This window comes from Micromonospora sp. CCTCC AA 2012012 (assembly GCF_040499845.1).
GTDB lineage: Bacteria > Actinomycetota > Actinomycetes > Mycobacteriales > Micromonosporaceae > Micromonospora > Micromonospora mangrovi.
In genome coordinates, this window is the sequence record NZ_CP159342.1 from 1,017,496 (window position 1) to 1,042,597 (window position 25,102).

The 25,102-nt window shown below is 68.9% G+C and carries 23 protein-coding genes and 3 pseudogenes; 14 read left to right on the forward strand and 12 right to left on the reverse strand.

The genetic code is table 11. The annotated features are described in order from the left end of the window. Positions 1-444 precede the first annotated feature (444 nt). A complete protein-coding gene (locus ABUL08_RS04745; RefSeq protein ID WP_350934859.1) occupies positions 445-1,005 on the reverse strand; it encodes a helix-turn-helix domain-containing protein in 561 nt (186 codons plus the stop codon). Between the two features lie 216 nt (positions 1,006-1,221). Between ABUL08_RS04745 and ABUL08_RS04750 the strand changes: the two genes are divergently transcribed. Next, the gene (locus ABUL08_RS04750) at positions 1,222-2,976 is read left to right on the forward strand and encodes a hypothetical protein (RefSeq protein ID WP_350934861.1); all 1,755 of its coding nucleotides are present in this window, start codon (positions 1,222-1,224) and stop codon (positions 2,974-2,976) included. A 98-nt stretch (positions 2,977-3,074) separates the two neighbouring features. Here ABUL08_RS04750 and ABUL08_RS04755 read toward each other — a convergent pair whose 3' ends face one another. The 5 genes from ABUL08_RS04755 to ABUL08_RS04775 all read right to left on the reverse strand — a co-directional run bounded on the left by ABUL08_RS04755 (position 3,075) and on the right by ABUL08_RS04775 (position 8,922). Beyond that, a complete protein-coding gene (locus ABUL08_RS04755; RefSeq protein ID WP_350934863.1) occupies positions 3,075-3,776 on the reverse strand; it encodes a hypothetical protein in 702 nt (233 codons plus the stop codon). A 465-nt stretch (positions 3,777-4,241) separates the two neighbouring features. Continuing rightward, positions 4,242-5,549, reverse strand: coding sequence for a toxic anion resistance protein (locus tag ABUL08_RS04760; RefSeq protein WP_350934865.1), 1,308 nt, complete (start codon positions 5,547-5,549; stop codon positions 4,242-4,244). Between the two features lie 14 nt (positions 5,550-5,563). Beyond that, positions 5,564-6,706: a hypothetical protein gene (locus tag ABUL08_RS04765; RefSeq protein ID WP_350934866.1), complete on the reverse strand. Its 1,143-nt coding sequence runs from the start codon at positions 6,704-6,706 to the stop codon at positions 5,564-5,566. Positions 6,707-6,715: 9 nt separating this feature from the next. Then, positions 6,716-7,315, reverse strand: a complete 600-nt coding sequence (locus ABUL08_RS04770; protein ID WP_350934868.1) for a hypothetical protein — start codon at positions 7,313-7,315, stop codon at positions 6,716-6,718. After that, complete coding sequence (locus tag ABUL08_RS04775) at positions 7,312-8,922, reverse strand: vWA domain-containing protein (protein WP_350934871.1); 1,611 nt, start codon at positions 8,920-8,922, stop codon at positions 7,312-7,314. Before ABUL08_RS04775 ends, ABUL08_RS04770 begins: the two co-directional genes overlap by 4 nt. A gap of 344 nt (positions 8,923-9,266) precedes the next feature. Here ABUL08_RS04775 and heR point away from each other — a divergent pair, with 344 nt between their 5' ends. Both heR and ABUL08_RS30590 read left to right on the forward strand, forming a co-directional pair. After that, positions 9,267-9,797, forward strand: coding sequence for a heliorhodopsin HeR (heR, locus tag ABUL08_RS04780; protein WP_458329390.1), 531 nt, complete (start codon positions 9,267-9,269; stop codon positions 9,795-9,797). After that, positions 9,794-9,931 (forward strand): hypothetical protein, encoded by a 138-nt coding sequence (locus ABUL08_RS30590; protein ID WP_458329391.1) that lies wholly within the window; start codon positions 9,794-9,796, stop codon positions 9,929-9,931. The genes heR and ABUL08_RS30590 overlap by 4 nt, the downstream gene beginning before the upstream one ends. Positions 9,932-10,292: 361 nt before the next feature. Here ABUL08_RS30590 and ABUL08_RS04785 read toward each other — a convergent pair whose 3' ends face one another. The 3 genes from ABUL08_RS04785 to ABUL08_RS04795 all read right to left on the reverse strand — a co-directional run bounded on the left by ABUL08_RS04785 (position 10,293) and on the right by ABUL08_RS04795 (position 16,081). After that, positions 10,293-10,796, reverse strand: coding sequence for a hypothetical protein (locus ABUL08_RS04785; protein WP_350934873.1), 504 nt, complete (start codon positions 10,794-10,796; stop codon positions 10,293-10,295). Positions 10,797-10,975: 179 nt separating this feature from the next. After that, on the reverse strand, positions 10,976-14,818 hold the full coding sequence (locus tag ABUL08_RS04790; RefSeq protein ID WP_350934874.1) for an nSTAND1 domain-containing NTPase: 3,843 nt from the start codon (positions 14,816-14,818) through the stop codon (positions 10,976-10,978). Positions 14,819-15,097: 279 nt separating this feature from the next. Continuing rightward, on the reverse strand, positions 15,098-16,081 hold the full coding sequence (locus ABUL08_RS04795; RefSeq protein ID WP_350934876.1) for an endonuclease/exonuclease/phosphatase family protein: 984 nt from the start codon (positions 16,079-16,081) through the stop codon (positions 15,098-15,100). Positions 16,082-16,316: 235 nt separating this feature from the next. Here ABUL08_RS04795 and ABUL08_RS04800 point away from each other — a divergent pair, with 235 nt between their 5' ends. Continuing rightward, complete coding sequence (locus ABUL08_RS04800) at positions 16,317-16,988, forward strand: HNH endonuclease family protein (protein WP_350934878.1); 672 nt, start codon at positions 16,317-16,319, stop codon at positions 16,986-16,988. 62 nt (positions 16,989-17,050) lie between these two features. Here the strand turns inward: ABUL08_RS04800 and ABUL08_RS04805 are convergent, their stop codons facing one another. Beyond that, on the reverse strand, positions 17,051-17,302 hold the full coding sequence (locus tag ABUL08_RS04805; RefSeq protein ID WP_350934881.1) for a hypothetical protein: 252 nt from the start codon (positions 17,300-17,302) through the stop codon (positions 17,051-17,053). Between the two features lie 467 nt (positions 17,303-17,769). On the opposite strand from ABUL08_RS04805, the gene ABUL08_RS04810 reads away from it, so the two are divergent. Then, the gene (locus ABUL08_RS04810; RefSeq protein WP_350934883.1) at positions 17,770-18,126 is read left to right on the forward strand and encodes a hypothetical protein; all 357 of its coding nucleotides are present in this window, start codon (positions 17,770-17,772) and stop codon (positions 18,124-18,126) included. Positions 18,127-18,494: 368 nt separating this feature from the next. Here ABUL08_RS04810 and ABUL08_RS04815 read toward each other — a convergent pair whose 3' ends face one another. Further along, entirely contained in the window at positions 18,495-18,884 is a 390-nt protein-coding gene (locus ABUL08_RS04815) for a hypothetical protein (protein WP_350934885.1), read from the reverse strand. 320 nt (positions 18,885-19,204) lie between these two features. Here ABUL08_RS04815 and ABUL08_RS04820 point away from each other — a divergent pair. The 7 genes and pseudogenes from ABUL08_RS04820 to ABUL08_RS04850 form a co-directional block, all read left to right on the forward strand. After that, positions 19,205-19,567, forward strand: a pseudogene (locus tag ABUL08_RS04820) (tyrosine-type recombinase/integrase); the annotation flags it as partial. Positions 19,568-19,599: 32 nt separating this feature from the next. Beyond that, a complete protein-coding gene (locus tag ABUL08_RS04825; RefSeq protein ID WP_350934890.1) occupies positions 19,600-20,214 on the forward strand; it encodes a hypothetical protein in 615 nt (204 codons plus the stop codon). A gap of 464 nt (positions 20,215-20,678) precedes the next feature. Further along, positions 20,679-21,056: a hypothetical protein gene (locus tag ABUL08_RS04830; RefSeq protein ID WP_350934891.1), complete on the forward strand. Its 378-nt coding sequence runs from the start codon at positions 20,679-20,681 to the stop codon at positions 21,054-21,056. A gap of 110 nt (positions 21,057-21,166) precedes the next feature. Continuing rightward, positions 21,167-21,475, forward strand: a pseudogene (locus ABUL08_RS04835) (helix-turn-helix domain-containing protein); the annotation flags it as partial. A gap of 325 nt (positions 21,476-21,800) precedes the next feature. Next, positions 21,801-21,929 (forward strand): hypothetical protein, encoded by a 129-nt coding sequence (locus ABUL08_RS04840; RefSeq protein ID WP_350934893.1) that lies wholly within the window; start codon positions 21,801-21,803, stop codon positions 21,927-21,929. 49 nt (positions 21,930-21,978) lie between these two features. Further along, a complete protein-coding gene (locus ABUL08_RS04845; protein ID WP_350934895.1) occupies positions 21,979-22,341 on the forward strand; it encodes a YciI family protein in 363 nt (120 codons plus the stop codon). A gap of 92 nt (positions 22,342-22,433) precedes the next feature. Further along, positions 22,434-23,654, forward strand: coding sequence for an RNA polymerase sigma factor (locus ABUL08_RS04850; RefSeq protein WP_350934898.1), 1,221 nt, complete (start codon positions 22,434-22,436; stop codon positions 23,652-23,654). Here ABUL08_RS04850 and ABUL08_RS04855 read toward each other — a convergent pair. Then, positions 23,617-23,892 carry a hypothetical protein gene (locus ABUL08_RS04855; RefSeq protein WP_350934900.1) on the reverse strand — a complete coding sequence of 92 codons (276 nt, stop codon included), beginning with the start codon at positions 23,890-23,892 and terminating at the stop codon, positions 23,617-23,619. The genes ABUL08_RS04850 and ABUL08_RS04855 overlap by 38 nt on opposite strands. A 153-nt stretch (positions 23,893-24,045) precedes the next feature. Here ABUL08_RS04855 and ABUL08_RS04860 point away from each other — a divergent pair. Then, positions 24,046-24,345, forward strand: a pseudogene (locus ABUL08_RS04860) (barstar family protein); the annotation flags it as partial. A gap of 102 nt (positions 24,346-24,447) precedes the next feature. Beyond that, on the forward strand, positions 24,448-25,098 hold the full coding sequence (locus ABUL08_RS04865) for a hypothetical protein (protein ID WP_350934901.1): 651 nt from the start codon (positions 24,448-24,450) through the stop codon (positions 25,096-25,098). Positions 25,099-25,102 lie beyond the last annotated feature (4 nt).

Genomic DNA, 25,102 nt, shown 5'->3' on the forward strand with positions numbered 1-25,102 from the left:
CCGAAATCGAAGTGGAGCCCTTCGGTCGGGGCATTCGCTGTGGGTCGTGGAGGTAGCCGCCGTCGTCGGCGATGTGTACCGCGAAGGCGTGGGCGGGGTGACCGAGCCCGATATGGACGCCGGGCGGCAGGTCGTCCGGGTCGTTGGCGTCGCTGAAGAAGGCAAGACGACGGGCTCGCCGGCTGCTGGATCTCGCGGAGGAGGGCTCGTGGGTCGTTAGGGTCGGTCAACTCGACCTTGTAGTTGTCGCGCTGGTCGCCTCGGTCGTAGGTCCAGGTCACCTTCATACGGACGCCTTTCCCTTGCAGATGTAGGTGCGCCAATGGCGTACCCGCCCGTCATCGTCGCGACGTATACGGCCAGCTGCGAGCCGGCCGGCAGGAGCCGGGAGAGGATTGCCCAACTGGTCGGAGATGACGGCACCAGTAGGTGGCTGCGGGAGCGTTACCGGATGTCCCCTGCCAGCAGTTCGGATCGGCAGGGCCCGCAATTGGCGGCTAGGCTGCCACGGTGGTGAGGGCACTGGTCAGCCGTGCGACCGACCAAGGGCGCCGCTGGGCGTGTTGCTGCTCGGCTCACTGAGAAGGTCTGCTGCGGTAGACGCTTTCTCCAGGGAAGCCGTTGCCCGGCCGGCACCGTGCGGTTGCTGCGGAGCTTCTTGTGGTCTTCCTCTGCTTCGGGTGACAGCCCCTGGGTGTCACCCCTGGTGGCGTCGTTTGTCACCCCGCCGCGCTGGCTGTCACCCCCTGACGTACCCGGATGCCCGCTCAGGAGACGGTAGATCCGGGTGGCTAGGGTGGCGACCTGACGGACGGCCAGCCGGCCGAGGTGCACCAGTTTTGCCAGGGTGCGTTGCACGGTGCGAACCGAGACGCCGGCGTAGTCGGCGATCGTGGCGACGGACGGCCAGGCGTCTCCATCGCGGTTGGTGTGCGCGGCGATGGCGACCATGATGAGCCGTTCGGTGGGGCGCAGGTCCTTGGAAGCCAGGAGGGCTGCCTTCACGGCGGCGCCGCCTCCGAGGTGTGGAGAACTTGAGGTCTTCACTGGTAGCGACTCCGATGATTGATGCTGTCGAGGCAGGCACATTGGAACGCGCCTGCAGACGTGATCCACGCTCATCTCTGCGGCAAGGTCAAGTCAACGCGACAGGGCAGCCGGTGACTGGTTCTGACCTGCGCTGGTTCGACGCCGTTTCTCCTGCGACGGTAAGGTCCGTCGGTGCTCGAAGAGATCGACTGGTCGGGGTTGACGCACGCCTACGGTCCCGCGGATGACGTTCCCAAGCTGCTACGCCATGCCACCGACCACCTCGACGAATTGTGGGACCGCCTCTTCGGTCAGGGCGTCGTTTATCCCGCGACCGTGGCGGCCGTGCCGTTCATTGCCGATCTCGCCCGGACGGCGCCAGCCCGGCGAGCCGAGTTCGCCTGGATGTTGGGGATGCTCGCTGATCCCCGGCACGCCTCCGGCGACTCCTTCGAAGCCGTCCGCGCGGCGGTGACGGCTCAGCCGCCGCTGCCGCTCGACGACCCGGATCCGGAGGTCCGGGCGGCCGCAGCATACGTCCTGGCCCAGACCGGAGGCCCCGCCACAGCGCTGCACGAACGCGCGGGCGTGGAGGAGGACCCGAAGGTCCGCGCATCGCTCATGCTCGCACTTGGCAAACTTGACCCCGACGGCACGGCCGGTCGCTTCGCGCACTGCAGGTCCGCCGAGGAACGGTTCGCCGCAGCGCTCGCGGCGACCCGCGCCGGCCGCCCGCTACCGGCCGGCGCGGCGGCTGCCGTGGCAACGGCGATCAGCGAGGGCATCGATGTCGACTACGCGTGGATGGACGGGGAACCAGCCGACGAGCTCATCGTTCCCGCCACCGACCCGATGGCCACCGACCTGGTCTCCGCACTGACCATCAGCCCTGATCCGGAGATCCGACAGGCTGCGGTCTTCGCCGTGTCGGAGCGAGCCTTGCGGCGGCGGTCGACGCCCGCATTGCTGGTGCCGCTGGTGGCCCCATTGCTGGCCGACCCGGATCCCCGTGTGCGCCGCGAAGTGATCAGCACTCTGCGCGGCTGCGGTGCGGCCGCCGCCCCGTACCGCGAGGAGATCGCCGCCGTCGCCGCCCGCTACCCGGAAATATCCGGATCCCGAGCGATCACCGCGGAGCGCCAAGCGCTCGAGACGTTGATCTGGCTGGGCGACCCACGCTGGGTCGACCTGGCCCCGACCGCTCGCGACACACGTCGAATGACCTTCACACCCGAAGCGCTCGACGCTGTCCGCCGTCGCCTCGTCGAGCACCCGCACCTCGCCCACGTGCTCGGCTCCTGGGGTCACCACGCCGCGGACGCCGTGCCGGAACTCCTTGCCATACTTCCCCGCGCAGGCCGAGCGGCGTCGCTGGCACTGGCGCGAATCGGCCACCACGTGGCCGAGGCGCTACCCCATCTGCGGGAACCCGCGGTCGAGGGCGACCTGGACGCGGCTGCGGCGATACGCCGACTCACCGGCGATACGCAGCCGCTGCTCGACGCACTCGACGCGGCGTTTCGCCGGCCCTCCAGTACACGCTGGCCGGCCGGCTTGGATGACGCCGGTGACGAACTCCGCCCGTTGGTTCCCGTCGCGTTCCCGCATCTCACTGGCGAAGCCGCGCAGACCCATGCTGAGCGCATGACCCAGATCCTGGCGGCCCGGCTGGCTGCGGCCACCGGAAACACCGGCGGAGCCCTACCGACCCTGCGGGCTCTCGTGACGGACGACGGGCACCATGCGATCGGCGACGCCGCCGAGCTGCTCGCCGATCTGGGCGGTCCCGACGAACGGCTCGCTGAGCGGCTCGATGAGCTCGTCACCCGAGAGCAACGACTCATCGCCTCAGGTGTTGCCGCCGATATTGTGTGGCATGACGAGGCCCTGTCAGAGCGGCTGCGCGCTGCGGCTCGGCGCGTACGGCAGGTCGGGAGCAGCTCATGACATTGGCCCGTGTTCACCCAACGATGGGGACGGCATGTCGGCGCAGCAGGCTGGCCGTCGGATAGCTCTGCGGCCGACCCGAGGCCGGTGGCTTTGTCTCAGGCGCGTGGACGATGGTTGGCTCGGATCAGCAGTTCGGAGGCTTCCAGCCGCTTCGGAATGACTTCAAGTTGCACGATCATGTTGCCGGATTCCTGCTGTCGATCAGTGAGGGGAACGCGCCACGATTCCAGCCGGATCCGCTCCCAGTGTCGGGTGACGTGGATGTGGTGTGCCTGCAGCCGGGCAAGGTCGTCGATGCCGAGCCTCAAGCAGGCGCACGAGGTGGCGATGGCGACGGCAGTTTCCTCGCTCAACTGCGACAGTCGGTCACGCTCGCGCTGTTCGATGTCGGCCTTCGCTGTGGCCAGCGTCTGTTCCAGCAGGTCTCGCGCGGCGTTACCCGCTCCGTCGTTGTGTGTGCCTGCGGCGAGGAACGTGGCGATCTTGATCCAGTCGAGATACCGCGCATGGGTCGGATCCCGGTCCTGCCGTAGCCACAATTCGGTGGTCAGCGGTTCGACAGCGTCGAACGGTTCGTCCTGGCCGGCGTGGCTCCAGCCGCCGAATTGGTCCGCCCTGGCGGTGAGGTAGACAGGGAATGCGCCGTTGACGAGTTCTGGGTGGTGCTGAGCGAGGATCACCTCGACGGTCTCCCGGGCCGTCAGGCCGCGAGGGACGCCCACGCACCGCAACAGCTCGCCCCGAGGGCCAAGAACCGTGAACTCCGGATACACCCCGCCATGGCTCATGCCAGACATCCTCGCAACACCTTGAACGCATAGTCGACCGTGTTCGCCGCGGCGAGCGACCACGGCGACCTGCATTCAGTTGCTCCGCTGCGACGGTGAGATCCGAAGGCGGTGACCCTGCTGGGCTCCCGCTTGTCAGGCGGGCGATCTCCGGACATGTAGCCGAACGCCTCCACCGCACCCCGCCTGGCCCCGACGCTCAATGCTGCGGAAGCCGTGGTCGAGCCGGCCAAGCGCACCAGGCTCCAGCGACGAAGCGGCGGGGACCCCGATCGAGGTAGGGCGCTGAGTTCAGTAGTGCGAGGCCCCGGACTCTTCTGGCAGCGAATAGCGTGCCACCGCCGCGTTCCCACGGCTGAGTAGGACCTGATCTCCCACACGGGCTGCTACGTCCGTAGAGGAGCCGGAACGAAGCGCGGCGCTGATTCGCGACGTCGACTGAGGTGTCCTGACGTCGACCGCGGACGCGCGGCATCACTGGGCCGGGGAGACGATCGCCGGCGCCTGCTCCAAGACCGCGGCCGGCAGTTGCGGTCCACCGGGCAGTGCCACCGGCTTCTTGGCCTGGGTGACCAGCTCGATCACGGTTCGGCTGAGCCGCTCGGACGATTCCGACATGGACTGGTTCGCGGTGACGATCGCGCCCACCACCTCGGCTCTCTTCTGCTGCCCGTAGCGGACGGCGTCCTCGATCCCTCGGGCCTGGGCGTCGATGGACTCGGCGACCTCGAGGATGGTATCGGGGCGGATGGTGGGGGTCTGGATCACCTTGGCGATCTGCGGCACGGCGGTCTTGGACGCCGCCGCGTACGCGGACAGCACATCGTTGGCGCCGTCAGCAACGGCCTGCTGCATGTCGGCGGCCTGATTGGCCTGCAACAGCAGGGCCCACTGGGCGATGGTTAGCTTCATGGTAGGGATGGTGAGGTTCATTAGCAGGGCCAGCCGCTGCCCGAGGCCGTAGTTGAGGGTGCGGATGTTACGTACCTGTGGGGAGGTGGACCAGGCGACGAAGAGGCGCTGCTGGAACTCGTTGATCCGCACTTCGAGGGCCTGGCTGAACTCGGTGATGAGGGAGAGCCGTTCTTGCTGGTCACGTTCGTCGGGGGCACCGGGGGTGACGGTGATCGTGCGGGCGTCGGCGAGGGCCACGTCGCGGATGAGTTCCATGACGGCGATGGCGCCGACGAGTTGGCCGATGGCGGCCTCGTTGGCCTTGTAGAGCTCGTCGCAGAGCACCACGTTACGGCGCAGTTGCAGCTGCTTGTCGCTGAGTTGCCCGGCGACCCGGTCGAGTTGCTGTTCGACGCTGCGGGCCTCCTCGAAGAGCATTTCGAGCAGGTTCCGGCCCTTGCGGAACAGGCCGCGGATGGCGTCGGAGAACTTGTTGAACGTCTCCCGGACCTTGGGGTCGCTAGGATCGAACCGGCGGCGGAAGCTGCGCATCCGGTCGTTGATTTCGTGCATGATGCCGGTCAGTTCCGGAATGTCGACCCGGCCGACCTCCCGGAAGATCCGGCTCACCTGCGCGTTGACCTGGTCGAGCGCCTGGTCGCCGAACGAGGCCAGGGCGTCGGTGTTGGTCAGCATGGTCGGGTAGAGCTGGCGGGCGGCCTGCTCGGCCTGGGTGCGCTGAGCCGGGCTGAGCAGGGCGACGCAGGTGAAGGTTTTCGGTTCGGCGGTGGCCAGGGCGGCGCTGATAGCCGAGTCGGCGGCGCCGGCGGGCGGCTCGGCGGGGCCGCCGACGATGGTGCCGAAGTCGATCTGGAGTCCCTCGGACATGGGGCGGGTCCCTTTCACTTGCAGGCGGTGGTGTCCTTCATGCAGCTGAGCAGTGCGAGGGTCACGTCCGCAGCGGGCGCGGGCGCGGCTCGCAGCTGGTCGGCCAAGCCGATGCCGGGGAAGTCGGCGACGTTGTTCGCGCCGACCTGCACGGCCGAGCGGAAGCCGTACCGCTTCCAGGCGATGGTTTGGATCTTGGGGTCCTTGAGTGCGTCGATGAGCTGGCCGGCGGCGGGGTCGAGGGCAAGCACCGGATGGTCGCTGTAGATGGTGGGGTCCGGGTAGAGCACACGGACGTTTTTCAGCAGGGTGGCGCTGGTGTCTCCGCTCTGTACGACCTGCTGGATGATCTGGTTCTCGTATCCCGCGTAGAGCGGGGCTTTGAATTCGCCGCCCTGGGTGAGCCACTCCCGGAACCCGGAGTCGGAGCTGCGGGACTGCAGGCCCTGGGCATCGTGCAGCGCACGCATGGTCGGCAGCGCTTTCCGGGCCTGGGCGAGGCTGGGGGCGGAGAAACCGTCGGAGGTGGCGACGATGTTGAGCTGCAGTTGGGTCAGCGTGAAGCCGCTGTTGGACTTGGCCGGGTCGGTGCTGGCCACGCTGATCGGCCCACGCAGGTCCGCGGCGCCCAGGGCCTCCCAGGTGTTGTGCTTGACGACGTGGTCGAGGAGCAGGCCCTTCATATCGACGACGAAGTACCGGTCGCCGCGTCGCTGCACGATGCCCTTTCGCAGGAGCGCATCCGTGCCGCGTGGCCCCGCGTAGATGACCTCCGGCGACTGCAGCAGGTTCTCCGCCCGGTAGTCGGGGAATGCCCCGGTGTGCTGGGCTTCGAAGACGCTTTGCGCGCTCGCGCTGGACGGCCAGAGGCAGTCAAGCTTACGCGCCTTAATGTCGGCGGTGCTCAGCTGCACCTGTTCGTAGGAGCCCACCGGCTGGAAGCGCACCTCCAGCCCGTGGTCCTCACGCAGGATGCGTTTCACCTCCGGATCGGCCATCAGCTCGGACTTCTCCGAGCCGCCGAGGCACGTGACGGTCGTGGGCGGCGCGGCGGTCGCCGGAGTGTCCTGCGACCGCTGCCACAGCAGCGCCGCGACGACGCAGACAGCGATCACGGTGACCAGCCCGATCAGGAACCGCGTGCTGGGCAGTCTCAACGTGACTCCTTATCGGCCCAGGTCGGGCAGGCGGGGTGGGGCGACGGTGTCGAGGTTCGCGGTGTACTGCGCGATCTCGCCCTGGTTGAGAAGCCGCACGCTGTCCAGCGCGAAGTCGGCGAAGCGGCGGAACGCGTCCTCACCGGCGCGGCGCAGCCGCTGCGGGTCGTGGTAGAGCATCGGCTGCCGCTGGATGTCCAGGTACTGGCGTACCGCGCCGTCGAGGCTGCGCAGGTGCCCGCCCATCTGTGCGGCGGTGGAGTAGAGGCTGTTCGGGGAGCGGTCGCGGACCCGGTCGAACAGCTCCGGCACGTAGCGGCAGGCGTCGGTCAGGGCGCGACGGGCGTCGGGTTGGTCGACATCGCGGGTGAGCCGCTCGATCCCGCGCAGCACCCGCAGCGCCTCCGCCACGCGGTCGCGGGCCTCGTCGGCGTACGCGTCCTGGTCGGCGTGGACTCGGGTGCGGTCGTCGAGCATCAGGTAGAGCCCGAGGCCGCTCCCGGCGGCGAGCAGCGGCGCCCAGAGCAGGCTGCTGGTCAGGGCGAAGACCAGCGTGAAGGCGGCGACCGTGGCGGCCAGGGCGACCGGCGCGGCCAAGTGGCGTCTCACTTGTACCCCGCCGCCTGCCGCAACGCCGCCACCAGGTCGTCCTGCCGGACGAAGCTGCCGCTGGTGGCATCCGCGACCTCCTTGAGTTGTCTGGGGTCGGCGTCGCTGCCGAAGGCGATGGCCACCACGGGTACCCCGGCGGCGCGCAGCGCGGCCAGGGCCCGACCACGTTCGGTGGTGTCGGACTGCCCGTCGGTCATCAGCACGACGAGGCGTTTGCGGTCACCGGGTTGGGGGCGGCCGAGTTCGTCGGCGGCGCGGAGAAGGCAGGCATACATGTTGGTTCCGCCGTCGGGCTGGTAGCCGGTGATCCGGCGCGCCAACTCGCGCAGCGCCGTCGGGTCGTTGCCGGCCACGTTCCAGGGGCTGCCGGCCGTGACGTCGTTGTTGAAGATGGTGACGGTGGTGCTGTCCTGCGGGTGGGTTTGCAGGAAGTTCAGGGCGGCCTGGTCGGGCTCGAAGATCTGCCCGGCAGCGGCCTCGATCCCGGTCCAGCCGTCGTTGTCTCGCATGGAGCCGCTGCCGTCGAGGCAGTAGTGCACGGCGACGGGCCGACGGTAACGGGTCTGGTAGCGGTCGAGCGCGGCCTGGATGACCGGCGCGGACGGGAACTGGATGGCCTGCTCGTTGATGGTGGCCTGGATGCCCCAGGCCGGGTTGAACACGGCCGCGTCCGGGTGGTCGAGGCTGAGGCCGACCCCCGTGGCGGGGCGGCGGCCCAGCTTGCGCAGGGCGGCCTGCGCACCGGGATCCTTCAGCAGGTGGTTTTGCAGTTCGGTGAAGACCCGGTGGGCACCATCGTTGCCCGGCTGGGGCAGAAAACCCAGCGGCGCGTCGCTGACCGCGAGGGAACCCTTCGGATACGCGACCAGCAGCGGCTCCCGCCCAGCCTTGACCAGCTCGGTGTTCTTCTCGATGACCAAGTCCTCATAGGTGAACATGGCCCGGCACTGGTCGGTGTGGGCCAGACAGTCGGCCATCAGGGTGCCGGTCGAGGGCGGCGTCTGCGCCATCGCCTTGACGAACCGGGTCACACCCTGCTCGACGGCCGGCGAGTCGAGCTGCTGCTGCGTGAGCGGCGTGCCCGGACCGTTGCCCGCGAAGTAGTTGAGAAAACCGAAGAGCACGGTGGCACCGGAGTTGGACTGGGTGGGGTTCGTGATCCACACCTTGGTGCGGTCCGACTCGACGGCACGCAGGATGTCCGCGATCGGCACATCGGAGCGGCCAGCGAAGCCGAGCCGGTCCATCTCGGAACGCCAGGCGGCGAAGACCACCGGGGTGAGGAACATCGGCTGTATGTCCCGCAGGGCACTGGCCCGGTCACCCAGTTGCAGGAAGACGCTGGAGGCGAACCAGTAGGCGTCGTAGTCGTGGTTGCCGGCGCCGAGGAGCCGGGCCTGGTCAACCGAACCCTTGAAGGTGACCTCGCACCGGTAGTGCCGGTCGGCGCACCACGGCTTGACGATCGTGTCGATGACGCTCTGCTGCTCGCTGCCGGCGACCAACCGCAATGTGCCGCTGGTCGGTGCGCCCGTGCGCCGCGCCTGCGGATCGCCTGCCGTGCAACCCGCGACCAGCATCAGCAGCGCCGCGGCGAATGCCACCGTTCTTTTGCTCCGCACCTGCACCCCGTTTCGGTTCACCGGACGATCAGCTTCGAAGCTGATCAAGGTCTTGGTAGCACCGGCAAACCAACGCGACGGCCAACAATGGATGAACACTGGGTGCCGTGACGCGCCGTTTCGATTGGCTGAGGAACCAGCGTCCGCGTGGAGCGACGCGATGCCTCTTCGCGTCGCGCGATGTGTTCAAAGCCGGACGGACAGCCGAGTCGGGCATCTATCGTGGCGCCCATGGAACAGCACGCGGGGTCCGGCGGCGACCGTTACCGGCGGTTGCGCCTGTTCAACGTGCTCGTCGGGCTGGTGCTGGCCGCCGAGGGATGTGGGTGGGCAGCAACGCCCTTTCCCTGCCGGTCACCGCCTCGTACCTGACGGCCGACCCGGTGACGCTGCGGGACGCCGCACTGCCGGAGGTGGCCTTCCGCGTTCCCATCGGACCGGCGGTGGCGGTATTCCTGCTTCTCGCCGCGCTCGACCGCTTCGTCACCGCTGCCCCAGGCGTGCACCGCTGGTACGAACGAAACCTCGACCGAGGCGCCAACTACGCTCGTTGGACCGAGTACTCGGTCAGCGCGTCGATCATGATCGTGCTGATCGGCCTGTTCGTCGGAATCCGCGATCTCGCGGCGGTCATCGGGATCTTCGCCGCGAACACCGCGATGATTCTGTTCGGCCTGTTGATGGAGCGGCAGCAGAGGCCCGGGAGGGCGGACTGGAGCGCCTTCTGGTTCGGCTGCCTGGTCGGGATCGGGCCCCGGATGGCGATCGGCGTGTACGTCACGCAACCGCTGCAGATCCCGGCTTCGTGTGGGCGATCATCATCGTCCAGTTCCTACTCTTCGCCAGCTGCGCGGTGAACATGGCCCTGCAGTACGGCCGGCGCGGTCGCTGGCGTGACTACCGCTACGGTGAGGTCTCGTACATCCTGCTCAGTCTCGTGGCCAAGTCCGCCCTGGCCTGGTTGATCTACGCCAACGTGCTCCGTAGTTGAGGGGCCCGATCGACATCAGAGCGCCCAGGCATTCTGATGCGGCGAGGCGCCTGCCCGGTGGTGCTGGCATCCGCGGTGGATGAGGCCGCGTTGGTGCAGTGCGCTGTACCTGGGGACGCGGGCGTGGTGGTCGTAGTCGACTCCGCGATGCCGACGCGTTGATTTATCCCTCGGCTCCTTCGAGGTTGTCGAGCAGCGACTCGGCCAGGTGGCCGCGGACATCCGCGCCCTCCTGGCGGGCTGGGCGACCACGTGCGCGGCGAGGTAGGCAAGGTCGCGGACGCTGCCGTCGGCCAGGACTGCGTGTACAACGCCGCGGCGCGGGCCGGCGGAGGGTGTCCGCCAGCCCGCGTCGCTCCAGTCAGTAGCAGCCGAGGTAAAACCAGTCGACGTAGCTGCCGTCGCTTCGGTACAGCTGCACACCTCCGCATCCGGTCCGGTACCGCATGCTGCCGAGCTGGTAGGTGTACGAGAGGCCACCGCTCGTGTACGCGGCGTAGAGGTCGGTGCCGGACTGGTTCTGCAGCCAGATCGACGGGCTGGGCCGGTAGCCGCTGTTGTAGTGCACCGTGACCCACTCGGTGTCGCAGCCGCCGTTCCAAGAGGAATAGACGATGTATGCCGTTCCCGCGACGGCCTTGTTCACCGGGTCGACCATGGTGAGGTTGTTGTGTTGACTGGTGGCCCGTGAATCGCAGCCGGTTGCTGACGGGTCACCCGCACCGGTCCCCGCGTACGCGGCGGTGGGGAAGACGAGGGCGAGGATCGCGGCGGTGGCGAGAAGCCCTCCTCGCAGCCATCGGAGACGCCGCTTCGGCGGCGCCCAGGGGATCGGCTGCTGGAGTGCTGTCCGTGAGTGGGTCATGGCAGGTTCCCTTTCGACTGGCCGTGGGTGGCGGACGCCGCCCGGAACCAGCAGAACCAATGAATCCCTCGAGCGGATAGCCCCAGGCACGCAGGCCGGACAGGTCCGGACGGGCCGGAGCGTACGGGCGTGTCCGGAGAACCGTGGTGAGCTGCGTCGATGGTCGTCGTGGGGTGGGTTCAGCAGGGCGGGCTGTACGGAACGCCGCCGGCGAACTGCGCCCATTCGTCGGTGGTGACCGGCGCGCCGACCGTGGCGCAGATGTCGTCGCGGAGCCGCTCCGTGTCGAGCTCCCAGAACTGGACGGTGTTCTCGGCGCCGCCGGCGGCGAGGGTGTGGCCGTCGGGGCTGAAGTTGACGACGTAGAAGGCCTCGTCGGCGTGGGCGAGAGCCGCCACGACTGCGGGTCGCCTGGGGTCGGTGACGTTCCACAGCCAGATGGTGCCGTCGGTGGAGGCAGCCGCGATCGACCGGCCGTCGGGGCTGAAGGCTATCCAGTACACGTAGCTGGTTGGGCCGAGGAGTGGCTGCGGGAGCGGTGTGGGGTGATCAGGTTCTGTCACTGTCCACAGCCGCACCGTCTTGTCCGCGCTGCCGGCGGCGAGAAGGGTGCCGTCCGGGCTGAATGCGACGCTGTAGGCGTACCCGGAGAAGGGGGTCAAGGGATTGCCCAGCTGGATCGGTCGGCTCGGTGTGGTCACGTCGAACAGCCGTACGCGTCCTTCGGTGTCGGCGACGGCGAGTAGCGGCTGGCGTCGGTTGAACGCCACGGACAGGACGAGGGCTTCACCGCTCGGGATGGTGGCGGTCAGCCGTGGATTGTCCCGGTCGGTGAGAGTCCAGAGATGGACCTGGCTGTCGTCGCCACCGGCGGCGAGAAGGGTGCTGTCTGCGCTGAATGCGAGGGTTTCGATCAGGGCGCCGGCCGCCAGCAGCGGCGGTCCCAGGCGCGTCGGTCTGCGGGGTTGGCTGACGTCCCACAGTTCCACGGCCCCGGTACGGCTCCCGACCGCGATTGTGCGCCCGTCGGGGCTGATCACGGCGGTGCCCGCATACCCGTCGCTGCCCGCCGGTCGTCGTAGTGGCCCAGTCAACGGGGCCGGCCGTCGAGGGTCGCCGGTGTTCCACAGTTGCAGGGTTTCGTCGCGGCCGGCCGAGACGAGCATCGAGCCGTCCGGGCTGAAGCTGGCCGAGAAGACAGCCCCGGTAGCTCCGGTGAGTACGGGTCCCGGCAGTGCCCAGTACCTGATGTAGCCGTCGGTGCTGCTGCTGGCCAGGGCCGATCCGTCGGCGCCGAACGCGAGTGCCGTCACCGGCGCCGGGTGTGGAAGGTTCTGCAGGATACGTGCGGTGGCGACCTGCACCAGCGTGATGGTCTTGTCGGAGGAGCCGATGGCCAGTATGCGCCCGTCCGGGCTGAAGGTGATCGTGTTCACCCAGCTCGACGGCCCGGTGAGCGGACTCCCGCGCAACACCGGCCGGTGAGGGTCCGCGAGGTCCCAAAGGCGGATGCTCTGGTCGCCGCTGCCGCTGGCCAGGAGCTTTCCGTCCGGGCTGAAGGCGACGGCGAGAACCTTGCCGCCGTGCCCGCTCAACGTGGTGAGGACAGTCGGTCGATGGTCCTCGGCGATCGTCCAGAGGTGCACCCGACGATCGGCGCTGCCCGCCGCGAGCAGGGCGCCGTCGGGGCTGAAGGCCACGGCTTGGATGGCATCGTCCGCCCCGTCGAGCGGCGGCAACGGGCGTGCCACACCTGACTCGTTGATGTCCCACAGCCAGAGCCTGTGGTCCGCGCTCCCGGCGGCCAGGAAGCGACCGTCGGGGCTGAAAGCGAGAGCGTAGATGGTTGATGCCGGGCCACTGAGCGGTGCGAGCGGACGTGGGTGTGTGGCATCGTCGAGGCCCCAGAGATGGACGGTCCGGTCGGCTCCCGCGGCGGCGAGGATCCGGCCGCCGGGATGGAACGCCACCGCGTAGAGGGTGCCGGAGAAGCCGGTGAGCGGTGAGCCGACCGCCGTCGGGGCGGGCGCAGTGGACACGTCCCAGAGCTGCACCGCGCGGTCGGCTCCGCCGGCCGCCAGAAGTCGCCGGGCCGGGCTGTACGAGACGGCCTGCGCGGCGTTGGAGAAGCCGGCGAGTCGGGTTACGGTCGGCGTGGCAGCCGCGTCCAGCAGGCTCGACCGGGCCTCCGCGGTGGGCGCTGTCTGATATGCGGCGAGGGCGAACTGTCGAGCCAACGCGACGTCTCGGCTACGCATTCGGTCGGCGCGGCCGGCGAGCTGACGGGAGACCGCCTCGTTGCGTTGGACGACGGCGAGGCGACGTTGGTTGTTCGCGGTGGCGCGTTCTTGAAAGGCATAGCCAGCCAGTACGCAGGTGGCCAGTGCCAGTACGGTCAGTGTCGCGGCGGCCTGGTAGAGCCGGCGGGTGCGGCGCCGTTCGTGGCGGGCGCCGGCGTCGAGGTACTCCCGCATGAGGGGGGAGACCTCGTCGGGATGCTGGCTCGCCCATCCTTGTGCAGCCGCCAGGCGGGGGCCCGCGTACAGCAGAGCGGGTTCGCGGTGCTCGGCGTGCCAGGTCGTCGAGGCTGCCGCCAGTTGCTGGCGCAGCAGGAGTCCTGCGCGGTCTGCGGCGAGCCAGTTCCGGAGTGTCGGCCATGCGGTGAGCAGCGCCTCGTGGCTGATCTGCACCGTCATGGTGTCGGCGGTGATCAGGCGATGTTCGATGAAGACATCGATTATCCGTTCCGCCTCGGGTGCCGTCGTCCCGAAATCGCCGAGCAGTTCGGTGGGGGAGACCACCCGGCGCGTGTCGGGGGTGTCAGCGCCGACGTGCACCAGGCTGAGGAACAGCCGACGGGCGAGCCGCTGCTGGGCAGGGTCGAGTTGGTCGTAGACGCGGGTGGCCGTAGCCGCCACGCCGCCGGCCACTCGGCCGACCTCCCTATATCCCAGACAGGTTAGCCGCCTGCCTCTGTCGTGACACCAGGTCGCGTACAGGGCGTGGGACAGCAGTGGAAGGACGCCTGTTTCTGGCTGGTCGGTCTCTGCGGTCACGGCGAGGTCGCCGAGGAGCAACTCCACCAGGCCGTCCTCGATCTCCACCCCGGCGCGGTGAGCCGGGCCGATGATGACCGCCCGGAGTTCCTCGGCCGAGAGGGGGCCGACGGTAATCTGACGGTGCTGAGCCGCCTCAAGCAGGGGTGGGAATCGCAACGCGTGCCCGTAGAAGTCAGCACGAATACCCACCACCACGACCGCACTGCTCAGTGCCGCGAGTTCGTCCACGAAAGGTCCCGGATCCGGGGCCGCGTCGGTGGTGAACAGTTCCTCCGCCTGGTCGACCACGAGCAGGGCCGGTCCTCCTCCGTTCCCGATGCGGGCCGCTCGGGGCGCCAGGTCGGCCAGGGGAGTTGGCCCCGGTGTCATCAACTCGATGGTCCACTCGTCCCGCCTGGCCGGATGGGAGGATATAGGGCCCGGGGTCGCGGTTTCGGGGTTCATCGAGCGCAGAGAAGCGATCAGGCCGGCGCGCAGGAGCGAGGACTTCCCCGATCCGGACGCGCCGACGACCAGCAGTAGGCCGCCGCCGGCCTCGTGCAGGGCAACGACGGCCTCCACGAGTTGGGCAGTGGATCGGTCGCGTCCGAAGAACCAGCGCGCATCGTCGGGTTGGAAGGACGCCAGACCTCGGTACGGCTCCATCCCCTCGGCGCGTCGACCGGGACCGCGTCGTACTCGCCGCCATGCCACCAGCCAGGCGTCGATCTCGTCCGGCCGAACTCCGCAGATGCCGAGCACCTTCACGAAGAGGTCCTGTGACGCGACGGACGGCAGACCGCGGCCTGCGAACCAGTCACCGATCGTGCTGCTCGCGCTGTGCGCGCCAGCTCTGACCGCCACCTGGCGGACCGTGAGGCCGGACCGTTCCCGTAGGCCGGTCAGTGCGGCGGCGAAATCCGCCCGTCCACCGAGCTGTGCCGGATCGACCGCGTCGCTTGACGACTGATTCACGTGGGGCATCCGCACCTCACAAGCACGCAAAGTGAAGAGAAGATTACGCATTGATTGGCGTGAGGGCTAGACCGGCAGTCTGCCGGCCGAAGCTGGGTTAGCCGTCCACTGTCTCGAGGTCAACTGCCTCCGACCCGGGTGCGTGCTGTTGCGTACGGGATGGCACCTAGAGCGCCGACAGGGTTCGCGTGTCGACGAGGACCGACAGCAGTCGCGAGCCCGGACATCGCGATCGTGGGCTACGCCGAGACGCCTCATTCGTGCCCTCAGCGATCAGCTAGCCCCGTGTCACGAACCTGCGAAGCGAGCGACGACCGGGGCGTGGTCGGGCACGATGGCGGCCTCGCGGCTGCGGGTGGACGCGCCGATGGAGGTGATGTCATCGACGAGGGAGTCGATGCTGATCAGGCGTAGCTGGAGGTCCCGGGTGGCGAGGATGTGGTCGATGAGTTCCCCGTGGCCTTGGTAGATGCGGGAGTAGGCGCGGGCGGCGGGCAGGCGGCGCCCGAGGTTGTACAGCCGGACCGAATCGCCCTTGTCGGGATGGTGAACGTCTCCGTCTGCGGGCCCTTCTAGCAGGACGGTCGTCACGGCGTCGGGCCCATCATTGAGGTCCCCGCACAGGATCGTCGGCACGCCGGGCTGCCCGTCAAGAGCGGACGCGGCAAGAACATCGTTGAGGTGCACGCGCAGGGCGACGGCTTCGGCGCCGCGTCGCAAGAGCGCGTAGCCGGCGCCCCGGGCGCGTTCGTCTTCGTTGAGCGGGTAGCGCCTCCCGCCCGGGTAGGTGAGCAGCTTGCTTTTGAGGTGAGCGGTGACCAGCCGCAGGCCTCGGTCACCGCAGTCGACGTGCACCTGCACCGCTCCGCGACCCAGCTGCGTGAGCGTCTGGCCGTCCACGTCGGGAACCGCCGGTAGGCCCGCCGGCGGCAGCGCGGTAATCTGCGCCTCCTCAGTGAGGGGGTGCCGGGCGAGGACGGCGACGCGGATCCCACGGTGGTCCGGGCGGGCCGAGAGGACCGCTTGCCACGTCTCGCCCAGGGCCGCCCGGAGATCCTCCGCGGCCTCCGGCGAGCCGATCTCTTGCAGAGCGACAACGTCAGCGCCGGTGCCGCGGATGAGCCCGGACAAGTAGGACAGCTTCGCCGAATAGGTTTCCGCCGCTGAGGTATCGGCGCTGTTAGGCCGGAACAGGTTCTCCACGTTCCAGGTCATCACGATCAGGCCGTTGGCCACCATCGATCCCGCCTCCAGGTCTGCGACCAGCCTCAACACCGCACTGTAGGCCGCAGGGGAGAACCTCCGCTCCCGCTGCGTCGCCATACCGACAACCACCGACGGACCAGCCGCCCGAGAGCGTGAGGCGCCGGCCGGCCGTGCACGGGGAGAGGTACGGAAATCAGTCTTCGTGGAAGCGCCGCCACCTCTTCACAAGGACGACCTTCGATGGACATGATCGTCCGAGATGGTCGCTGTCCACCCCCCCAGGCTGCCCAGGAGGCCCCGTATGCGCGACACCCAGCTTCCCACCCCAACCTCGCTGCGACGCCGTGTCGCCGCCACAGCCGCCGCAGCAATCGCCAGCGCGAGCCTGGTGGCCGTGACCGCGCAACCGGCGATGGCCACGCCCCCGGGAATCCCTTCCAAGGCGACGGCCCAGTCGCAGCTCAACGCCCTGACCGTCGCGGCGCAGGGCTCGACCAGCGGCTACTCCCGCGACCTGTTCCCACACTGGATCACCATCAGCGGCACCTGCAACACCCGCGAGCAGGTCCTCAAGCGTGACGGCACCTCCGTCGTGGTCGACAGCTCCTGCGCCGCCATCTCGGGCCGCTGGTACAGCCCCTACGACGGCGCCACCTGGACGGCCGCCTCCGACCTCGACATCGACCACGTCGTACCCCTCGCCGAGGCGTGGCGCTCCGGCGCCAGCTCCTGGACCACCAGCCGCCGGCAAAGCTTCGCCAACGACCTGACCCACCCACAGCTGATCGCCGTCACCGACAACGTCAACCAGGCCAAGGGCGACCAGGACCCCTCCACCTGGCAACCGCCCCTGTCGTCGTACCGGTGCACCTACAGCAAAATGTGGATCACCGTGAAATACACCTGGGGCCTGACCCTGCAGTCGACGGAGAAGTCCGCGCTGCAGACCATGCTCAACACCTGCAGCTCCTGACCGCGGTCCCGGCCGGCGGCGCCGCCCTGCGCGGGTGCGACCGCCGGCCGCCGCCGAAGGGATCACTGGGGCGGTGACGAGGCCCTGTCGCCGTCCTGCTTGCGCCAGATGCCGCCTGTGTCGGCCGCGAGGAGACGCTGGACCAAGGCGAGCGCTTCCGGTTCAGTATCAAACTCCCACCGCAGCACCCGGCCCGTATCGACGTCGCCAGCGCGGGCGATGACCTTCCAGCGGACCTGGCGGGTGAGCCACACGTCCCGTCGGCCGAGGCGCCCCCAGATGCCGTTCCACCAGCGTCCTACCACCTCCTGCACCACGTCATCGTACATATGTGCGACTTGCTTCGTCGGGGCTAGTCGTCACGCCGCATCTCGACCGCCGGCCAGTGTGGCCCGGACCGCATGCCCACGCCGTCCTTCCGCGGTGCCTGATAGCGGAGTGCGGTGTCGATGCTGTTTACCTCCACTCGGCGTGGTGCGATCAAACTGGCGCACCTTCGACGACGAGAGTTGGCGCCCGGCCGGCATCACGCCGACCCGGGCCACCGGTGTGCACGCGCTCCGCCACTTTTACGCCTCGTAGCTGCTCGACGCGGGGAGAGCATCGAGGCCCCGGTGTCGTCCTCGATCACGCCGATCCTGGGTTCACACTCCAGGTGTACACGCACTTGTTGCCGGCCAGCGAGGAACGCACCTGGCGCGCGAGCGATGATCTGCTCGCGGCGTCATGGAGCCCGAAGGCGCCGTGACCCGAGGTACGCCGACAGGCAGGATGCGAACAGGTGGACGGACAAGCCCTCCGAATCGGTGATCACGTCGAGCTTGCCTGTGAAGCGATCGAGTGGGTGGACCGGACCTCCTTCCCGGCCGTGGTGCGCGTCGTGTTCACCGATGCGAAGGGCCATGCATGGTCGCTCGTCGATAAGGCGCCGATCTTCGGTAGCGACCTCGATCCCGAGTTGGCGTTGCCGAGGCCGGCTGCGGTGCGGTGCGTCGTCAAGGAGTTCCGCGACGTGCCTGACGCCTCGGTGGTGCCGCTGGCCCTGGTCTCGACCGAGCCTGAAGGCGTAGCGGCCGAGGACGGAACGGCCCTCTTCCTCGTCTCCGTGGACCTTCTGCACCCGGCGGCACCCGGATAAGTGGCGGCGCGATCCGGCTGGCTCGTGACCGGCGGAGCTGCCAATCGTCGAGGCTCCCCGCCTTTCACCAGACGCCCTGGCGACGCCTGAGGGGGGCAGAAAGGTAAACACCTGTTCAGAGTGCGTATATCTTTCATAATTCGGCGTACAGGTCGACTCGTCCGTCGCCCACAAGCTCAGAGCCGTGGTCAAGGCTCTGAGCTGGTCGTTTATCCGGCGCCGTTGGTTGACCTTGGTCATCGTTGGGTGGAATTTGACGGCCTGGCCACGGCCTGAGACGGCCTGGAGACGGCCTGAGTGTTGGCTCAGCAAGCCTCTCCCGGCTTGGCCGCTGCGGCACGCGCGGGAGCAATCCGCCATAGCCGTCACTACAACTCGCGCCACTCTCCCGCCCGACGAGGATCACCCGTGCGGACGAACCCTTCGAGAACCCGCCAGGCGCGGTCGAGGTTGAGAACGAAGTCCGCGGTGAAGTCGACCAGGTCGTCCAGCACCACCACTGCCGCATCTGCGTCCGCCGGTTCATCGGCGGCCAGGAGGGACATAGCGTCCTCGTCCGTCATCAGATGGACGACCGCCACAGAACCCGCGAATCCGAGCGTCAGCACAGGAAACGCGGCGCTGCCCCGTACTTCGAGGTAGCCGCGCCCCTGGGCACGCAGTTCGTCGAACCGCTCGACGAGGCCGGCGAAGTCCGACCGTTCCACCGGAGCGAACTTCCCTGACGTCGGAGACGTGGCGCTCCACGAAATGGTCACCCGGCAACCTCCTCGACGACCACGAGGGTACGGCTGCGGAGCGCGATTGGGGCTGGGGCGCCTCCTGACGTGCTCCCGGTGATCCGGTGGCAAGCCAGTCCTGGGGTTGGACTGGCGCGGCAGGCGGAAGCCCCGACCATCCGCGCAGAGCGGCCACGCAGGCTTCCGTCACGGCCTGGCTTGGAGCTGGTTCCTACTCCGGGTTGGGGGCGGTCTCCCGGCGGCTGTCGGTGGCTCACCGCCCCGGCGCCGTAGGCGGCCGGGGTGGCTTGCCGCCGGCCGGGTTTGCCGCCCCGCACCGCGCGGAGCGCGGTGCCTTGATCACTCTGCCGTGGGAAGACCCGTTCAGCGACGAGCGGGTGACGGTACCGCTGATCTTCACTACCGCCCGGCGAGGTGCGCTCAAGCGGGCCACCTTCGACGGCAAGAGCTGGCGCCCGGCGGTCGAAGCGGCCGGCATCGTCCCGACCCGGGCGACCGGGATGCACGCCCTGCGCCACTTCTACGCCTCGGCGCTGCTCGACGCGGGGGAGAGCATCAAGGCCCTTGCCGCGTACCTCGGGCACTCCGACCCGGGCTTCACCCTCCGGGTCTACACCCACTTGATGCCGGCCAGCGAGGAACGCACCCGGAACGCGATCGACAGCCTGTTCGATTCGGCTGCTGGGGAAACGCGTCCGTGACAGCGGCCTACCCCGGGCTCAGACTCATCCGGGTGGAACTTGTTGAATTGGGTGCTATCGCGGCCCCGTCCGGTGTGCTGGTTCTCGCGACAGTCAGTCACCTCGACTACATCTGGCCGAACATTGGAGAGCGGCTCTCCGATCGTGCGAGGGCCGTCGCTGCGGCCGGTGGTGGACACATCCACGAATGGCTGTTCGAAGCGGTCGCCGTACCTGTCGACCCCGGCCGTCGTCTCCCCGTGCTGGCGGCTACCCAGCCGTCTCCGTGGCTCGGCGTGCCGGCCATCACGATGCTTGAGGTTCGGCTCGGCGGGGACACGTCCACCCGGCTGCTCGGTGATCTTCCCGCCGATCGATGCGGCATGGTCCTGGGCGACGCCGTCGCCTTGGATTCGTGGGTCGGCCGCGACTTCGACAACTTCCATCGTTCCGCCGCCAACCATCCGCTGCGTGTCGTCCCGGTCGAGGTTTCCGGCTGCACCGTCCTCGGGGTCGGCTGGGAGGAGGGCGACCATTCGATGCGGCACCGGGGTGAGCGGGCCTACGGTCACGTCTACCCGGTAACGGTCGTCGGCGATCACCAGTCCGGCAGCGCCTTCCGGTGGGATGTCGACCCCGCCAAGGTTCGGCCGCCAGCGGCTCGATGATGGCTTCGAGGTGGCTCTGACGGCCTGGCGACGGCCTACAGCGGTCTTCGCCAGGCTCCGCCCCTGGTCAACGGGGGCGCGATGATCTTAATCCGGCGTACAGGTCGACTCGTCCGTCGCCCACCAGCTCAGAGCCGTGATCAAGGCTCTGAGCTGGTCATTCATCTGGTGACATTGGTTGGCTTTGGTCATCGTTGAGTGGCGTTGACGGCCTAGCGACGGCCTGAGTGCTGAGTCAGCTGGCCTCGCCTCGGCCTGGTGCGCACTGCCGCCGGAGGGCTCTTTCCGGCCGGCGCTTGGGGCCTGAGTCGATGGCCGGCGGCTGCAGGGGAGGCTCGCTACGTCCTGGCCGTGGAACTGGTGCCGTGACCGAGGAGGCGGTGGCAAGCCAGGCCCCACGACCAGGCCGACTCGCTGGCTTCCGTAGCGGCCTCAGTGGTCCCATCCGTGGATGGGATGAGTGCGTGCCGGAGCTGTTTGCGCACCTGGGTGAGATGGGCTTGGTCGGGCTCGTCAAGATTGACAGGGAACGGAAGCACAAGCCCTGGACGGTGGTGATCACGGGTCAGCGGCTCAATGCTGCGGCGATCAGGGTCGACGGCAACAGCCTTGACTACTGCTTGCGCTATGCGGTCGCCGCGCTTCGTGAGCGCTTTCCGGACGAGACCGCGCTCGGCTTTCCTCCGCTCGGCAGGGGGCGGTGTCCCGGCGGCTGTCGGTGGCTCACCGCCCCGCACCGCGCTCCGCGCGGTGCCTTGATCTACAAGAGAAGAAATCAGCAGTATGTTCTCTTGATCAGATGTCCTCCGTCGGCTGATGTGCGACACGCGTCCGCCAGCTGATCTGCGACAGTGGTCCGTTTCGGCACTCTGAGCCCGACGTCTCCGCGGGGCGTCGGGACTCGGGGAGGCCGGGATTGGCGCTGGTTGTCTTGTCGGTTGTCGAGCAGCGGTTGGACGCGGTCCGTGCGGTGCTGGCCGGGTCGGATGTGATGGAGGTGGCCGCGAGCTTCGGGGTGCATCGGTCAACGGTGCATCGGTGGATGGGCCGGTATTTGACGGAGCAGTTGGCCGGGTTGGCCGACCGGTCGCACCGGCCGCACTCATCGCCGGGTCAGGTGGCGGAGGCGGTAGAGGTCGCGGTGGCGGAGATGCGTCGGGAGCATCCTCGGTGGGGATCGCGGCGGATCCGGTTGGAGATGCTGCGCAAGGCCGGCCCGTGGCTGGTGGAGGATGTGGCGGTGCCGTCGGAGCGGACGATCGATCGGATTCTGCAGCGGCAGGGTCTGCTGCGGGTCCGGCCCCGGAAACGGCCGAAGGACTCGTATCAGCGGTGGGAACGGTCTGCCCCGATGCAGTTGTGGCAGATGGACATCGTCGGTGGAGTGCAGCTGGTCAACCCTGTCACCGGTGTGCTGCGGGAGGCGAAACTCGTCACCGCATCGCGACTACGTCTACCGCGGCACCGTCGACATCGCCGCCATCGGCATCTGGCTCCGCGACCCCACCACCTGATCTACAAGATACGCTCTAGGCGTCGGCGGGTGGCATCCCGTCGCGCCGCTTCGCAGCGGGACGGAGCGTCGGGTGGGGCTGCTGGAGTGCACTTCAGCACGCAAAGCGGACTCCGGCACGCACGGCGGCGGCGCCGGAAAAATCTTGAAGAAGATCCAGGCCTGGCTGTCGATCCGGCGGCAGGGTGTTCGTCGTCGCTGATGACGGAGCCGGACAGGTCGGCCCGCGACCCAGTGCAGGAGGCAGCTCCATGGCCAAGTACGCGATCCTCATCTACGAGGACCCGGCCTACTACGCGAACATCTCGCCCGAGGCATGGCCTGCGATGGTCGACGCGCACAACAAGTTCGTCGAGCAGATCTTCGCACTCGGTGGGTCCCTGGCGGGCGGGGAGGCGCTCGCGCCCCCGACGACGGCCACCACGGTCAAGGGTGGCGGCACGGTGACGGACGGCCCGTTCGTCGAGACCAAGGAGACCCTCAACGGCTTCTACGTCGTCGAGGCGCGTGACCTCGACCACGCTGTCGAGATCGCCAAGCTGTGCCCAGCCCCGGCCCCCGGCGGCGGCGTCGAGGTCCGCCCGGTCGTGGACCCGACGACGAACCCGTTCTGATCGCTCCCAACGACGAGCCGACCGCGTCCGCCAGGCAGGCGGACGCGGTCGCTGCCGCGCTGGCGCAGGCCCACCGCACCGAGTGGGCCTTCGTGCTGTCCGCCACGGTGCGCGTCGCGGGCGACCTGGACGTCGCGGAGGAGTGCGCGCAGGAGGCGTACGTCAGCGCGCTGCAGGCCTGGACCCGGGACGGCGTCCCGGATCGGCCCGGCGCGTGGCTGACCACGGCGGCGCGGAACCAGGCGCTGGACCGGTTGCGTCGCGAGGCCACCCTCCGGCGCAAGCTCCCGCTGCTCGTGGAGCCGGCGACCGTCGATCCGCACGACCCGGCCGACCTGGACACGCCCGACGCCGCGGTGCCGGACGACCGGCTCCGGCTGGTGTTCACCTGCTGCCACCCCACTCTCGCCCCTGAGGCCCGCGTCGCCCTCACCCTGCGCCTGGTCTGCGGCGTTCCCACGCCCGACGTCGCCCGGGCGTTCCTGGTGTCCGAGCCGACGATGGCGGCACGGATCACCCGGGCCAAGAAGAAGATCTCCGAAGCGCGGATCCCCTACCGGGTCCCGGGCCGGGCGGAGCTGCCCGAACGCCTGGACAGCGTGCTCACCGCCGTCCACCTGCTCTTCAGCACCGGCCACACGGCCGGCGAGGGGGACGCGCTCGTCCGTGAGGACCTCTGCGACCGGGCCCTGCACCTCGCGCGCACCCTCGCCGCGCTGCTCCCCGAGCAGGCCGAGACCCGCGGCCTGCTGGGCCTGCTGCTCCTCACCGACGCACGTCGGGCCGCCCGGACCGCCGAGCAGGGCCGGCTGCTCCCGCTCGCCGACCAGGACCGGACGCGGTGGAACCAGCGCGCGATCCTGGAGGGGCTCACGGCGACGGCCGGGGCGCTGGCGTCCGGCCCACCGGGGCGGTTCACCCTGCAGGCGGCGATCGCCGGCGTGCACGCGATCGCGCCGTCCCTGGAGCAGACGGACTGGCCGCGCGTCGTGCATCTCTACGACCGGCTGCTGGCGGTGTGGAACACCCCGGTGGTCGCGCTCAACCGGGCCGCCGCCGTGGCGTTCGCCGACGGTCCGGCCGCCGCCCTGCCGCTCCTCGACGAGCTGGCGACCGATCCCCGGCTCGCCGACTACCCCTACCTTCCCGCCACCCGCGCCGACCTGCTGCGCCGCCTCGGCGACGCCGCCGGCGCGGCCGAGTCGTACCGGCGCGCGATGGAGCTCACGGCGAACGCCGCGGAGCGCGCCTTCCTGGAGCAGCGCCTGGCCGAGGTCAGCCGCGCCGCCGGCGCCGAGCCCGCGCCCGGCTGAGGACGGCGGGCTCGGCGGTCACCCCGCCGAGGCCTCGCCCAGGGCTCCCGCGTCGCGCCCCTGGGCTCGGGTTCTCCCCCGCGTGCCGGTCGTCGCCCGAGGGCTCGAAGGTGCCGTGCTGGTCCGTCTCGCGGTGGCGCAGGCCCAAGCCCTCGTTGTCCTCGCCCCGGTCGGAGGCCTCCTTGGCCTCGTCGATGCGATCCTCGACGGCGTCCAGCCGCTCGTCGTCCGTGCTCATCTGCGCCTCCTGGGGTGCGTGCCCCACGTCGGCCATCTCAGATATAGGAGACTTTGCGGGGCCACTGTGACCTGGGGCGATGCCAGGGGCCGACGGCCTGCCATCCGTCCTTCCCGCCGCTTCGGCGGACCCACGCCTCGAGGTCTTCCGCGGCATGCCCTCAATGACTGCATGCGAGACGTCGTCAGCCAGGACTACGGCTGGGCGCCGAACACCACCGGCCTGGCGCTGGTGTTCACCGGGTACTACGCTTTCGCCGCCTCCTGCCCTCGTGCGGCTCAGATCGTGCTCGACATCATGGCTGACCATTCACCCAGCGCCGCCCTCGTCGGCCGCCGCCTAATCTGCCTGGTGCAAAGCAGCGACCCGCGCATCCGATTCGAGCCTGCCGGCGCGACGCCGTTGATGTGGAACGACGCTGAATGGCTCGACTCCAAGCGCCGCACTGACTGAGTCGCTCGAGTGACCGCTTCTGAAATCACGGCCTAGGCTCCGAGGTGCTGTCCTGTGTCTCTCTTGAGCGGTGCCACATGTGAGTTCACGCCGATCCGGTCGATGTTCGTCCTGCAAGATGCCGACCTGTTTGGTCCCGACCCAGACGACGGTGAGGCCAGGCGGGCGGCAAGACACGTCGTCGCGACGGCCAACGCACGTCAGGTCTTCGTCCACACTGCGCAGAGTGCTGCACGAATCGCCGTTCACATCGAGGCCTGGGGCACGCGGCCCGAGTTTCGGACAGGTTGGGACGACGCCATCGACGTGACCTTCTCCTGCCCGTCGCAGCGCCTGGTCCTCGATTCGCCAACCGCGGGAATCATGCCTCTGCGTGCGACGCTCTCAGCGTCGACTCGCTCAGGCGAGAGTGAAGGGGAGCTGCGCAGCTTGGCGTTGCCCTTCGGCTCGGACCAGCTCGCTGCGAGGGTGTACGCCAAGGGCCAGGACGACACCGCGGATGATGTGCTGAACGCTATCCAGCGGGGGAACCGAGAGGGCTCGACCAATCCTGACGAACTGATTCGGCACCTTGACCTTCAGGAACGGTACCTTGTCCAGGTATGGCCCCGCGGACGGCCATCAGCAGGCTCAATAGCTCGACCTCGTCTTGCGATGGCAGGGCTGGGGCAATCCAAGCCTCAATGCCTGTCCTTGCGTTGCAGTTCTCGAAGATTCACGGGTGACGTGAACGTGATCCTCATGTTTGACTGAGATC